This is a genomic window from Candidatus Microthrix parvicella Bio17-1, assembly GCF_000299415.1.
Lineage (GTDB): Bacteria > Actinomycetota > Acidimicrobiia > Acidimicrobiales > Microtrichaceae > Microthrix > Microthrix parvicella.
Genome location: NZ_AMPG01000001.1, coordinates 201,632 through 213,952, shown reverse-complemented (window position 1 = coordinate 213,952; position 12,321 = coordinate 201,632). Strand labels below are relative to the sequence as shown.

At 67.6% G+C, this 12,321-nt stretch carries 13 protein-coding genes and 2 tRNA genes; 9 read left to right on the top strand and 6 right to left on the bottom strand.

The genetic code is table 11. The annotated features are described in order from the left end of the window. Positions 1-44 precede the first annotated feature (44 nt). Positions 45-115 (top strand) — tRNA-Cys (locus MPARV_RS0101095). 492 nt (positions 116-607) lie between these two features. Here the strand turns inward: MPARV_RS0101095 and MPARV_RS24470 are convergent. Next, a complete protein-coding gene (locus MPARV_RS24470; RefSeq protein ID WP_020376921.1) occupies positions 608-760 on the bottom strand; it encodes a hypothetical protein in 153 nt (50 codons plus the stop codon). 24 nt (positions 761-784) lie between these two features. Here MPARV_RS24470 and MPARV_RS0101085 point away from each other — a divergent pair, with 24 nt between their 5' ends. Together MPARV_RS0101085 and MPARV_RS0101080 are read left to right on the top strand one after the other, a co-directional pair. Continuing rightward, positions 785-1,402 carry a hypothetical protein gene (locus MPARV_RS0101085; protein ID WP_157789403.1) on the top strand — a complete coding sequence of 206 codons (618 nt, stop codon included), beginning with the start codon at positions 785-787 and terminating at the stop codon, positions 1,400-1,402. Between the two features lie 57 nt (positions 1,403-1,459). Further along, positions 1,460-1,533: transfer RNA gene (locus MPARV_RS0101080), tRNA-Val, on the top strand. 19 nt (positions 1,534-1,552) lie between these two features. Here MPARV_RS0101080 and MPARV_RS0101075 read toward each other — a convergent pair. Further along, a complete protein-coding gene (locus MPARV_RS0101075) occupies positions 1,553-2,203 on the bottom strand; it encodes a TIGR04282 family arsenosugar biosynthesis glycosyltransferase (RefSeq protein WP_012230920.1) in 651 nt (216 codons plus the stop codon). Then, on the bottom strand, positions 2,196-2,888 hold the full coding sequence (locus tag MPARV_RS0101070; RefSeq protein ID WP_012230922.1) for a glycosyltransferase family 2 protein: 693 nt from the start codon (positions 2,886-2,888) through the stop codon (positions 2,196-2,198). Before MPARV_RS0101070 ends, MPARV_RS0101075 begins: the two co-directional genes overlap by 8 nt. A 44-nt stretch (positions 2,889-2,932) precedes the next feature. Here MPARV_RS0101070 and MPARV_RS0101065 point away from each other — a divergent pair, with 44 nt between their 5' ends. From MPARV_RS0101065 to MPARV_RS0101055, 3 genes are all read left to right on the top strand, one after another. Next, positions 2,933-4,018, top strand: a complete 1,086-nt coding sequence (locus tag MPARV_RS0101065) for an NAD-dependent epimerase/dehydratase family protein (protein ID WP_020376919.1) — start codon at positions 2,933-2,935, stop codon at positions 4,016-4,018. A 77-nt stretch (positions 4,019-4,095) separates the two neighbouring features. After that, on the top strand, positions 4,096-5,409 hold the full coding sequence (locus tag MPARV_RS0101060) for a hypothetical protein (protein ID WP_020376918.1): 1,314 nt from the start codon (positions 4,096-4,098) through the stop codon (positions 5,407-5,409). Positions 5,410-5,420: 11 nt separating this feature from the next. Then, complete coding sequence (locus MPARV_RS0101055; RefSeq protein ID WP_020376917.1) at positions 5,421-6,443, top strand: alpha/beta fold hydrolase; 1,023 nt, start codon at positions 5,421-5,423, stop codon at positions 6,441-6,443. On the opposite strand, the gene MPARV_RS24465 is transcribed toward MPARV_RS0101055, so the two are convergent. Continuing rightward, a complete protein-coding gene (locus MPARV_RS24465) occupies positions 6,429-6,620 on the bottom strand; it encodes a hypothetical protein (protein WP_012230930.1) in 192 nt (63 codons plus the stop codon). The genes MPARV_RS0101055 and MPARV_RS24465 overlap by 15 nt on opposite strands. A gap of 24 nt (positions 6,621-6,644) precedes the next feature. On the opposite strand from MPARV_RS24465, the gene hisD reads away from it, so the two are divergent. From hisD to MPARV_RS0101035, 3 genes are read left to right on the top strand one after another with little or no spacing between them, the layout of a single operon-like run. After that, the gene (gene hisD, locus MPARV_RS0101045) at positions 6,645-7,934 is read left to right on the top strand and encodes a histidinol dehydrogenase (protein ID WP_012230932.1); all 1,290 of its coding nucleotides are present in this window, start codon (positions 6,645-6,647) and stop codon (positions 7,932-7,934) included. Continuing rightward, positions 7,931-9,019 (top strand): histidinol-phosphate transaminase, encoded by a 1,089-nt coding sequence (hisC, locus tag MPARV_RS0101040; RefSeq protein WP_020376916.1) that lies wholly within the window; start codon positions 7,931-7,933, stop codon positions 9,017-9,019. Before hisD ends, hisC begins: the two co-directional genes overlap by 4 nt. 44 nt (positions 9,020-9,063) lie before the next feature. Beyond that, positions 9,064-9,987, top strand: coding sequence for a hypothetical protein (locus MPARV_RS0101035; RefSeq protein WP_020376915.1), 924 nt, complete (start codon positions 9,064-9,066; stop codon positions 9,985-9,987). Between the two features lies 1 nt (position 9,988). Here MPARV_RS0101035 and MPARV_RS0101030 read toward each other — a convergent pair whose 3' ends face one another. Both MPARV_RS0101030 and MPARV_RS20585 read right to left on the bottom strand, forming a co-directional pair. Continuing rightward, positions 9,989-10,873 carry a DUF1996 domain-containing protein gene (locus MPARV_RS0101030; protein WP_012230939.1) on the bottom strand — a complete coding sequence of 295 codons (885 nt, stop codon included), beginning with the start codon at positions 10,871-10,873 and terminating at the stop codon, positions 9,989-9,991. Then, a complete protein-coding gene (locus MPARV_RS20585) occupies positions 10,870-12,297 on the bottom strand; it encodes a right-handed parallel beta-helix repeat-containing protein (protein WP_012230941.1) in 1,428 nt (475 codons plus the stop codon). Before MPARV_RS20585 ends, MPARV_RS0101030 begins: the two co-directional genes overlap by 4 nt. Between the last annotated feature and the right edge of the window lie 24 nt (positions 12,298-12,321).

Genomic DNA, 12,321 nt, shown 5'->3' with positions numbered 1-12,321 from the left:
CATGACGGATTCGTTCGGCTGCTCCGCTAAGATGGCTGATTCGTGGCCACGTGGCCGAGTGGTTAGGCAGAGGCCTGCAAAGCCTTGTACACCGGTTCGAATCCGGTCGTGGCCTCCGACGGGGTCGGACCTTCGGGTCCGGCCCCGCAGTGTCTCACCGCAGATGTCGCTCTGCGGCGCTGATGAAACCTGTCGGAGCGCCCGTCGCATTGGGTACCGTGGGAGGGTTGCGTCCGTGCAACACCGAGGAGGACCCATGGTGACCGACGGCGAGGACCCAGTGCGCGAGGGTGATGATGTGGCTGAGACGGGTGAGAGCGGCGCTGACCCGGAGGGCTCGAACACGTGGCGGGGGCTCGATGGCCAACCTGACGCCTCCGATGGATCCGATGTGAACGCCGCTGCCGGGCCTGAGGGCGGACCCGAGGCTGAGGCCAATGTGGAAGCGGCTGAGAGCGAAGCGGCTCCAGCGGCTCCTCCGGCACCGGTTCAACCCCCGCCGTACGTGCCGCCGGTGCCAGAGGCGCCGCCGACCCAGCAACAACCGACGACTCAGCCTGCTCCGGAGCAACCGGCGGCTCCTTGGGGTGCGCCCGGTGCCGACTTTTCAGCGCCCGGCGCTGCTGCGCCGCTGCCGCCTCAACAGTCGTGGCCTCAGCAACAGCCCGTTCAACAACAGCCAGTCCAACAACAGCCCGTCCAACAACAGCCCGTTCAACAACAGCCACAGCAGTGGCAGCAGCCGCCCGTCGCTCCGCAAGCGCCCCCTGCCCAGAGTTGGACGGTGCCGGGTTCACCACCCACTCAGCAGCAGCCGGTGGCCAACGTCGCCCCACCACCGGTGGTGGGGCAGCCGCTTGGTCAACCGCAGGCCTATCCACCACAGGGCTATCAGCAGCAGGGGTATCAACAGCCGGGCCGGACCTATGGCGCGCCGTCGCAGCCGGTGGCCCCAGGGGTACCCACCAGGGGGGGTGGCCCACTGGCCCTCCTGGGCGGGTTGCTCCTGTTGCTGGGAGGCGTCTCCCTGATCGTCGGGAGCTTCCTGGATTGGGCTCAGGCGAGCGTCAACGGACAGACCATCACCCTGACCGGGTTTAAGAACGCGCAGGAGCAACTCTGGGGCGCCCCGGGCACGCTGGCTGCCGGGGGAGCCTTGATCATCGCGGCGGTGCTGTACTTCGCATCGATGAAGCGGGGTGTAGGCGCCCTGAAGCGGACGCTGGCGCTGCTGCCGTCACTCGCCGCTCTGGTCTGGGTGGTGTACCTGTTGGTCACCTTGCAGATCGACAAGGCCAACGCTCAAATCGGGCTCTGGCTCTGCCTGCTTGGCGCAGTTCTTGGCCTGGCTGGAACCTTCCTCGGGCGGGGCAGGAAGAAGGCGGCTCTTCCCAAGAGCTAAGGGCTCGTGCTGGTGCTTCGCGTCGGCTACAGTTCATCCCTCCCGAGCTTTGCTCATGGGCCGTTGGCGCAGTTGGCTAGCGCACCTGCATGACGCGCAGGGGGTCACAGGTTCGAATCCTGTACGGCCCACTCTCCGTGACCGCCCGCCTCACACGAGGCGGGCGGTCACGCGTTCAACCGCACGGGCGAACTGGCCGTGCGGTGCCACCTTCGCAACCGAGCGTGCCTCGTCCCAACGGTCGACATCGGTGAGGGTGCTCACTTGGTCAACGATCAGGCCGCGTTGCGTCAAGCGGTCCAGTTGCCGCGAACCCGTGTCGTCGACGCTCATCGGTACCCCCTCGAAATCCGCCGGTCCGCCCCGTGCGAGCGCAACGATCCAGAATCCGCCGTCGTTGGCCAGGCCGAGCACTGCTCGCCGGTGATCGGAGGCGACCGTCCGGCCGGCTGCCTCGACGATCGTCGGGTCGAGTTGGGGAGTGTCCATGCCGACCAGCACGGCGGGGCCGGCCACGTTGGCGAACGCGGCCCCCAGGCGACGGTCGAGACCCCCCTCGCATTGGGGAATCACCTCCCAATCCTCAGGCAGCCAGGCTCCGGGAGTGCCGTCGAGCACCAACAGGTGACGATCGGCGGGTACGAGACCTACCGAGTTCAAGGTATCGAGCAAGGCACCAAGTGCGATGTCTGCCGCCTCGTCCGGGCGGCAAGGCGGGCACAGGCGGGTCTTGACACGGCCTGGCACGGGTGTCTTCGCCAGCACGATCGCTGTAAATGCCGGACCGGCCTGCTCAGCCATCGCGCTCACCGAGGATCCGACCCATGTCGGCCACGGCCGTCAACGTGCCGCGAAGCGTTCCAGTGACCTTGGAGCGACCGGCTCTGGTCAGGTACTGAACGGGTACCTCCTCGATCCGCCAACCGGCGTCGGCCGCCCGGAGGACCATTTCCAGCGGCCAGCCTGACCGGCGGTCGGTGAGTTGCAGTTCCAGCAGATGCTCGCGGTGGGCGGCCCTCATGGGTCCGAGGTCGGTCAGTGTCAAACCCGCGCGTCGGCGGAGCTCCCAGGCCAGGAAACGGTTGGCAAGTCTGGCGTGCGCCGGCCAGGCGGTCGATCGGTCAAGCGGCGAGCGGGCTCCCAGCATGAGGTCGACCTCCCCCGAGGCGACGGGGCCGGTTACGCGAGGGAGGTCGACGGGGTCGAAGCTGGCGTCGGCATCCATGAACGCCACGATCGGCGCGGTCGCTGCGGACAGCCCGGCGAAGCAGGCGGCACCAAAGCCCCGGGTGGGCTCGTGCACCACCAACGCACCGCCGGCCTCGGCGATGTCGTCGGTGCCGTCGGTGGAGCCGTTGTCCACCACGATGGCCCGGTGCCCTTCCGGCAGACGCGGCAACAGCCACCGGATGCCTGCCGCCTCGTTCAGCGCCGGGAGAATGACATCGACGGTCTCGGCCCATGGGTCATGCTGTGTGTTGTCCAAGCCGACCTACGGTATGCGACGCAACGTTCCGAGGGAGGGTGACGATGAACGTTCTCGTAACCGGAGGTGCCGGCTTCATCGGTTCACACATCGTCGATGCGCTGGTGGAACGCAATCACACGGTGACGGTGATCGACAGCCTGGACCCGGCCGCCCACGATGGTCCGCCGGAGTGGATGAATCCCAACGCCACCTGGCGACTCGGCCCCGCCTCGGGTGAGGCACGGTCGGCCGACGTGGCGGAGGAGGCGACCTGGGATGGGGCGCTCGAGGGCATCGACGCGGTGTGTCATCAGGCGGCCAAGGTGGGGCTCGGCGTTGATCTGACCGATGCCCCGGCCTACGCGATCAACAATGATCTGGGCACCGCCCGGATGCTCGCCGCCATGTCCGCCTCGGGCTGGGGTGGTCGCATCGTGCTGGCGTCCTCGATGGTGGTCTACGGCGAGGGTCGTTACGCGTGCCCCGACCACGGCATCGTGGCGCCGCTGCCAAGACGAAGCGACGACCTTGACGCCGACCGATGGGAGCCCCGGTGCCCGACGTGTCGACGCGAGCTGACCACCGGGCTGGTGCCCGAGGATGCGGCGATCGATCCCCGCAATGTGTACGCCGCCACCAAAGTCCACCAGGAACACCTGTGCGGTGCGGCCTCCGCCGAGTTGGGCACCGTCACCACGGCCCTTCGCTACCACAACGTGTACGGGCCGCGGATGCCGCGCGACACCCCCTATGCCGGCGTGGCATCCATCTTTCGCTCGCAGTTGGCCAACGGTCGGCCCCCGCAGGTGTTTGAAGACGGTGGGCAGCGGCGCGACTTCGTGCACGTCAGCGATGTGGCCGCCGCCAACATTGCTGCGCTCGAACGGCCGGTGCCCTACGCCGGAGCGCTCAACGTTGCCTCCGGGCATCCGTTCACCTTGCTGGACATGGCGCGGACGATGGCGGCGGAGGACGGGCGTGGCCTGGAACCCGCGGTGGTTGGGGGCTATCGAATCGGTGATGTTCGCCACGTCACGGCCGATGCGAACCTGGCACGAAGCGTGTTGGGCTTTGAGGCGCAGGTACAACCTTCCGATGGGCTGGCGGCATTCGTACACGAACCACTCCGCCGCCCGCCCGCCCGATGAGGGTGACCGGTGGGACCCCACCGACGGTCGACACGCAGGTGGATGACTGCGAGCGGCGAAGGTGGAGCGCCTGGCGGGTGGGACTCGGGCTGACGTTGCCGTTGGCTGCGGTGGTGCTGATGTGGGTTCTGCTCGCATGGCGTCGCAACATCCTCGACGAGGGCGGGACGGTGTTTGTTGGAGCGGCGCCCCTGATGGGTCGCTGGCGACTCGATTTCAAACCGGAGTTCGTCGTTGCCGTGGTGTTGGGTCTGGCGTTGTTGGTGTGGTGGCCGCCGCTCGTTCGACGACTTGCTTGGAACCGGCTCCTCCCCGGTTCGTGGCTGGTGTCGTTGGGCTGGACCCTGGCGATCAACATGCATGGGGGTTGGCGGCGCCTGGGAGCGCCACTCGACAGCCGCCAGGACTACCTGTACACCGCCCGCAACACGGTGACCGATCCCTTCGATTTTCTCCGTACCTTCACCCGGGAGCTTCGCACCTACCCAATTCATGTGCAGGGCCACCCTCCGGGCCCGGTGTTGGGTCTTGAGGCGCTCGAGCGGCTGGGGATCAGCGGGGCGAGTGGCTCAGCGCTGGTGCTGGTGGGCATCGCCTGCCTTGCAAGCCCGCTGGTGCTCATAGCGGTCCGCGCGCTGGTGGACGAGTCGGAGGCCAGGAGGGTGGCGGTGTTCGTGGGGCTGACCCCGTCGGTCATCTGGGTGGCAACCTCGGTGGACGCCGTGTTCGCTGCGGTGGCGGTGGCTTCAGGCACAGCCTTGGCGCTGGCTGCCGTTCGGTCGGGCGCTTGGCACGGCGATGACCGTGCGAGATCGAACCCCTGGGCCGGCGGCACCATGGCGATGCTGGGAGGCCTGCTGGCCGGGTTGCTTGCCCACGGCACCTACGGGGCTGCCTTGTTCCTGGTTCCCACTGCCTTGTGCCTGGTGGTGTTGGCCCGGCACCGACGGTGGGCGCCGGTCGGCCTGGCGCTGTTTGCAGCAGCGCTCCCGACCCTGCTGATGGCCGGTGCGGGTTTCTGGTTGCTCGATGGTCTGCGCGGCACTGTGGAGGCATACCACGATGGGGTGGCGTCGCAACGACCGGCGGGGTTTTTTCGATTGTCCAACCCCCTGGCCCTGGCCATCTCAATCGGGCCGGTGGTGCTGGCCGCGCTGCCCGGGAAACGTCGGGTGGGTGCGTGGATCTTGGTGGGCGGCGCACTGGCCGGGTTGGCGGTCGCCGAGATGTCGGGGTTGTCCAAGGGTGAGGTTGAGCGCATTTGGTTGCCGTTCGTCCCTTGGCTGACCGTGGCGACCGGGGCCATCCCGTTGCGTTGGCAGCGCGGCGCGCTGGGCGTTCAACTCGTCTCCGGCCTTGCCATGGCCGTGATGCTGGGCTCGCCCTGGTAAGACTGATCGGCGTGACCCGCGACGATGAGGACCGTGACTTCGACTCCGGCGATTCCCAGGGTGTTCTGCATCCGGACCGCCCTGAGTTTGTGTACGACGAGTTTGACTACTTCGCCCAGAACCGCGCCGAGTACAACCTGGGCGGGCCTCAGCCGCCGAACGTCACCCGCCACCGGGTGAGCCTCGATGACGGACGCCCCGACCTGTCGTTCCTGCGGTGGGGATCGGGGACCCCGCAGTGGGTGTTCCTCCACGGAGGTGCACAGAATGCCCACACGTGGGACACCGTGCTGTTGGCGCTGTCCGATCCGGCGCGCAATCCCATCCTGGGTACCGACCCCACGGTTGACGCGGTGGCCTTCGACCTGCCTGGACACGGACACTCGGCCTGGCGGAGCGACGCACGATACGACCCCCAGACCAATGCCGAGACGGTTGCCATGGCCATGGCGCAGCTGAACTTTGAGCCCGAAACGGTGGTGGGCATGTCGCTGGGGGGCCTGACGGCGACCGCGCTGGTGGCCGCCAACCCTGAACTGTGCCGACGCTTGGCGCTGATCGACATCACGCCCGGGGTCACCCGGGACAAGGCCGCTGATGTACATGCCTTTATCGAGGGGCCGCAGAGCTTTGCCGGGTTCGGGGAGATCTTCGACCGCACGTTGGAGTTCAATCCAACCCGGAGCACCGATTCGCTTCGGCGTGGCATCCTTCACAATGCCCACCGGACCGAGGACGGCTCGTGGCAATGGAATTACGATCGGCGTCCAATGGGCCAACGGCCCAATGGTGCCCACGGCGACTTGTGGGGGGACGTCTCGGCCATCACCCGGCCGCTTTTGCTGGTACGTGGTGCCACCTCGCCGGTGGTCGACGACGACGACGAGGCCGAGTTGAGGCGTCGTCAGCCCGATGCCCGGGTATGCACGGTTGTTGGGGCGGGCCATTCGGTGCAGGGCGACCGGCCGGTGGAACTTGCGTCGCTGCTCACGTCGTTTTCGGTGGGCGCCGAAGTGCCCTCACGCATTGAGTGAACGCAGCGACTTGGCCACCCTGCGGGCCGCCTGCGTCAGCTGTCGTTCAACCTCTTGGAGGTCGGCGCGGATGGGGTCTTCATCGTCGGCTCCGCGCCCGTCAGCCAGGCCGACCACCCGGGCGGTCAGCTCGTCCAGGGCGGTGGACAGCGCGGACAACTCGGCGGTGATGCTCATCGGCCTGTTATAGCCTCCGCGCCCGTGCTGAGCATTCTTGACCGACGAAACACCGCCGACCCCGCCGCCGACCTGCCCCGTCCCGTGCTGGACGGCGACGAACCAACCGAGGTGGTGCGCGGCATCATCGAGTCGGTGCGCGCCGACGGCGACGCCGCATTGATCGAGCTGACGACCCGCTTTGACGGCGCCCACCTGGACGACGTGCGGGTGCCCACCGACGATCTGGATCGCGCCTGGGAACAGACCGCGCCCGTCCTGCAGCGGGCATTGGAGGCGGCGGTGGCGTCTGTCGACGCCTATCACCGCCACCAGATGCGGACGTCCAGCGAGTTCGTCAACCCAACCACCGGGGTGCGGATCGTGTCGGCCTACTCGCCTGTGCGTCGTGCCGGGTGCTACGTGCCAGGCGGTCGGGCGGCCTACCCCTCCACGGTCATCCACACCGCCGTGCCCGCCAGGGTCGCCGGTGTCGAGCAGGTGGTGGTCTGTGTGCCTCCGGCGGGCGCCGATGGCGTCGCCCCGGTCACGCTGGCCGCGGCCCGGGCAGCGGGTGTTGACGAGGTCTTCGCGGTCGGGGGTGCGCAGGCGATCGCTGCGCTGGCCTACGGAACCGAGACGATTGCGCCGGTGGACGTGATCTGCGGTCCTGGTAACCGATACGTGGCGTTGGCCAAGCGCGAGGTGGCCGGTGTGGTCGGCGTTCCCAGCGCGTTCGCCGGACCCTCGGAGGTGGTGGTGATCGCCGACGGCTCGGTTCCGGCAGCAGAGGCAGCGGCCGACGTGATCCTGCAGGCCGAACATGGGCCTGACGGACTGGCGTGGTTGATCACCTGGGACGAGGCCGTGGCCGAGGCGGTAGGCGCGGAGATCACGGCCCAGGTGGCGGCGGCACCGCGGCGGAGCGATATCGAGGCCACGCTGGCGAGCGCAGGACACCTGGTGCTGGTGGATGACCTGGACTCCGCACTGGCGGTGAGCGATCGGATCGCCCCCGAGCACCTCGAGCTTCTGGTCGTCGACGCCGAGACGGTGGCAACCCGGGTACGCAACGCCGGCGCGGTGTTCTGTGGGCGCTTCAGCCCGGCCTCGGTGGGCGACTACCTGGCCGGGCCCTCCCACGTGCTGCCCACCAGCGGAACCGCACGGTTCTCCTCCGCCCTGACGGTGGACGACTTCCTGCGCCGGCACCACACGGTCACCGTCGACGAAACGGCACTGGGGCGAATCGGCCCGGATGTCATCGCGTTGGCCGAGGCCGAGGGTCTCGTGGCCCACGCCGAGTCGGTACGCATGAGGATGGGAAGGTCATGAACCGCCCCACCGTTCGGCCGAAGGTGCGCAGCGACGTCGCGCTGATTCCCGGGTACCACTCGCCTCAGCTGGACGTGGCGGTCCGCCTGAACACCAACGAGGCCCCGGAGCCGCCACCTGTCGACTTTGGTCGGCGCCTCGGTGAGTTGCTGGCCAACGCCGACTGGAACCGCTACCCGGATCGTGAAGCCACTCGGCTGCGGACCCGCATCGCCGAGGTGGAGGGCACCACCGCCGACCGGGTTTTTGCGGCCAACGGCTCCAACGAGGTGTTGCAGTGCCTGGCCCTCGCCTTCGGCGGTGCGGGCAGGCGGGCGCTCACGTTTGAACCGACGTACGCGCTGCACGGCCATATCTGCCGGATGACCGGCACCGACGTGGTCAGCGAGCCGCGTGCGGAGGATTTCACGCTCGACCCTGCCACGGTGGCCGAGGCCATCGCCCGTCACCAGCCGAGCATCACCTTCCTGTGCAATCCAAACAATCCCACAGGTCTGGCCGAGACCCGGGAGGTGGTGGTCGCCGCTCTTGAGGCATGCGGCGCAGTGGGTTCCCTGCTGGTGGTCGACGAGGCCTACGGTCAGTTCGCCCCATGGACGGCCGCCGAACTGGCCGGGCCCGAAGTGTCACTGGTGGTTACCCGGACCTTCTCCAAGACCTGGTCGATGGCCGCGGTCAGGCTGGGTTACCTCGTTGGCCCGCAGTGGGTGATCTCGGCGGTCGAAAAGGTAGCCCTGCCCTATCACCTCGACGTCATGACTCAGACCGCCGGTGTATTGGCGCTCGAACATGTCGATGAGATGGACCGCCGGGTCTCACGGATCACCGAACAGCGGGGCTGGATCGAGGCACGTTTTGGCGAACTCGACGTGGAGTCGTGGCCCTCCTCGGCCAATTTCGTGCTCTTCCGCCCGGCTGCTCAGAAGGGGGCCGACGTCTGGCAACGTTTGGTCGACCGGGGGGTGCTGGTGCGCAACTGTGCGTCCTGGCCGGGCCTGGACGGCTGCCTCAGGGTCACGGTGGGCACACCCAAGGAGAATCGGGCGTTTATCGAGGCGCTCACGTTGGTACTCGAATTGGACTGAGCGCCACTAAGGTACGCACCCACACCCGCCCGCGGAGGAATCACATGACCAAGACCCAGGACGCAGTCGACGACGTTCGTCACACGGCCGAGGAGGGTGCTGAAAGCGCCAAGCGGTTCCTCGGAGTGTTCAAGAAGAGCGCATTGGACGTGGCCGATGTGGCCCGCCATGAACTGGTCGACACCCTCGAGGACACCAAGGAATTGGCTGCGAAGGTGGCCGAGGTGGCCAGGACCGAGGGAGCCGAGGTGGTGGACGCGGCCCGGGGGCGGACCAAGAAGGTGACCCGGCAAAGCCGCAGGTCCCGCAAGCAGACCGCGAAGGCGGCCAAGCGGGCGCAGGCGGATGGCGCGAGGCTGGCGAAGAAGGCCCGCAAGCAGGGCAGGCAGACCACGGACGAGGCCCGTGCCCAGTTGACCGTGCTGGCTCATGACGCACGCGATGGTGGGCGCAAGGCCAAGCGTTCGCTGCAGCATGCCGCTCGTGCCGAGGCCGATGCGGTGAGTAAGTCCTCCCGAAAGGCTCGCAAGCAGGCCAAGACGCTGATGGCTGATGCGCTCGCCAACGCCAAGGCACAGGCACAGGAGGCCGCCGACGCGGTGGATGCGGCCAAGGTGAAGGGGCGTAAGGCTCGTAAGCGGGCGAAGGCCCAGGCCAAGGAGGCCGCAGACAAGGCGCGCGAGGACGCCATCGATCAGGCGGTGGCCCTTCGGTTGGCCGGTGAGGACCGCGCCCACGAGCTTCGCGACGCCGCAGCGGATGCCGGACGGCGGAGCCGGAAGAAGGCGGCCAAGGCGGCCGCGTCGGTGCAGCGAGATGCGGAGGCCAACGCCAAAGCGCTGCTGGCATCGGTGGAAGAGACCGGCCGCAGGTCCCGCAAGGGCCTCGACAGGGCAGTGGCCCGCGCCCGGTCGAGCCGTCCGTCCGGCGGCACATCCTCCGGTGAGCTGATCGACCGCCTGGGCTGAGTCAGGAAGTGGGTCGGTTCGACGCCACCCCGCAGATCACCTCGCGGTGGAGACACGAGGTGATCTCGCCGGCAAGCGTGTCGGGATCCCAGGCATTGAAGAAGTCGGCGTGGGCGGATCCGGTGGTTCCAGAGGCCAACAGCAGGTCATGTCCGGGCCCGGAGATCGGGTAGGTGTAGGCCAGCATCAACTGTGGCACCGGCACAGGATGAGCTTGGGGGCAGACGCCTTCCACGGATCGGGCCATATGGCTGCGGTGGTCGGCCGAGTCGGTGTCGACGCCGTTCCAGCAGTCGGGAAAGACCACCTCAAGACGCAGGTTTCGCCCCTTGGGGCACTCGGGCGCAGTCGCTCGGCGTTCCCCGCTGGTGCCGCAGCTCCAGCGGGCCACCTCGGGTGGCTGAGCGCTTCTGGTGTGATCTCCGGACACGATTTTCAGGCCGTGCGGGTAGGTCTTGATGGTGGTCGGATCCACCATCGGTCCCGGCCGGTAGTAGGCGTCGGCCTTGTCGGGCACGACCGGCTTGCGATGGTCGTACAGGGTCGGCGCCCAATAGGCGGCACGGTCCAACTGGTTTTTGCAGGTGGTGCCCGCCCGGTCCAGCGACGCCACCGTGGAGGCGGCGTCGGTGGAGTCGTTGCCAACGAACGTGTGGCTGTGGGATCGTCCCGGCTGGTTGGGCCACACGATCGGGTCATCGGGTGCGAAGTGGCTGAATTGGCACTCGACCAGAAACTGGGGAACCCGACCCTGTGGGCCGGTGCGCTTGGCCAGCGCTACCGTCCGGAGGGCTGAATCGGCGGGTGCAGCCTTCGGCTGGTCGCCGCCGCACGACGCGGCGACCAACAACAGGGCACAGAGCGCCAGGCGACCCGATCGTTTCACGAAGCGGGCTTCTCCGGAACCTTGATGGCGTCCAAGTCAACCTTCGGCGGCATGTTGGTGGCCGGTTCGGCGGGTGCCGTCGCCGCGTCGGGCATGTTCTCCTGAGCGGGTGGCTCGGGCGTGGTCTTGTAGTCCTTGGGTTTGGGCTGATCGTCCTGCTCGGCCAGCCAGCTGGCCACGTTCAACTCGTCGACGTCCCAGCCCTCGGCGGCCACCTCGCCCACCTTGTCGCCATCGCACGGTGCCAGCGCCTGGAGGTTCTTCGGGCGGGTGCTGGTGGCCTCGTTGTCGGACCAGCAGTTGCCGAGGTCGGACAGGTCGGTGCCGACCGAACCGATGCCCAGGTCGGCGAGCCTCGAATCGGAGACCACGTTGTCGCGCACGATGTTCTGCTGCGGATTCCAGAGCAGCGGGTTCTCGATGTCCTCGGGTGCGGTTGCCGGCTTGGCCTTCTGCTCGGCGCAGTCGATGTCCCAATCGGCCTCGGTTGGCAGGTTGTCGTTGGCATCCTCCTCCAGGAACGGCACCAACCCGATGCCGGTGCGCGTGTGGTCCCACACCCGGTTGCGTTCGATGGTGTTGCGAACCCCACCGGGAACCACGATGCCATTGCCCATTGCCAGCAGGGCCACATCGATTGCCGGGGTGTCACCGTTGTTGTTGGAGTAGATGAGGTTGCCGACGACCTGGGTCTCCCGCTCGGGGTAGCACAACTCGTAGCTGCCGGAGTTGGGCACGATGCCGGCCCGGTTGTTGCGGAACGTGGAGTTGATGATCGTCAGGTTGCCGCCCGAGTTGGTGCCCGAGTAGCCGAGGCCGTTGTTCTCGGAGACGAAGTCGTCGATCACGGCGTTGCAGGGATAGCACTGGCCGATGTACAGGCCTGCGTCCGGGCTGCCCGAGCCGTAGCTGTGCTCCACCAGGCCGTTCACCGAGTCGAACGCATACACGCCGTAGTCGCCGTTGCGGTAGGCGGTGAGGTAGCTGCCGCGGTAGCCGTCGACACCGGTCCAAAAGAAGCCGTTGGTGGTGTAGTTGCGGGCGGTCATGTTCTCGATGGCGACACCCTTGGCGGACAGCACGCGGATGCCGTTCTCCAACTTGAATCCGCCGTCGAGGATGGTGGTGTTGCGATCGGCGCCGCGGATGGTGAGGCGGTCGGTTTCGACGTCGACCGCCTCCTTGTAGGTCCCGGCGGCCACCATGATCAGATCGCCCGGCTTGGCGGCATCGACGGCCTTCTGAATCGTCGGTTGATCGTCGGGCACGCTGATCGTGTTGCCGGACGCACCTTGATCGCCTGCTGCCTCGGAACCCCCGTCCTTGGAGGCAGCGTCCTTGGAGTCGCCCGAACACGACGACCCCACCAGCACGAGTGCGAGCATCACCCCCAACAGCCTGGCGAGCGTTCGTGAATTTTTCATGGTTCCCCCTGGATGATTCGATTG

Coding starts and splice junctions, on each gene's coding strand:
- MPARV_RS24465 (WP_012230930.1), bottom strand. CDS start 6,620: ATGAGCATCACCGCCGAGTTGTCCGCGCTGTCCACCGCCCTGGACGAG.
- hisC (WP_020376916.1), top strand. CDS start 7,931: ATGAACCGCCCCACCGTTCGGCCGAAGGTGCGCAGCGACGTCGCGCTG.
- MPARV_RS0101035 (WP_020376915.1), top strand. CDS start 9,064: ATGACCAAGACCCAGGACGCAGTCGACGACGTTCGTCACACGGCCGAG.
- MPARV_RS0101075 (WP_012230920.1), bottom strand. CDS start 2,203: ATGGCTGAGCAGGCCGGTCCGGCATTTACAGCGATCGTGCTGGCGAAG.
- MPARV_RS20585 (WP_012230941.1), bottom strand. CDS start 12,297: ATGAAAAATTCACGAACGCTCGCCAGGCTGTTGGGGGTGATGCTCGCA.
- MPARV_RS0101065 (WP_020376919.1), top strand. CDS start 2,933: ATGAACGTTCTCGTAACCGGAGGTGCCGGCTTCATCGGTTCACACATC.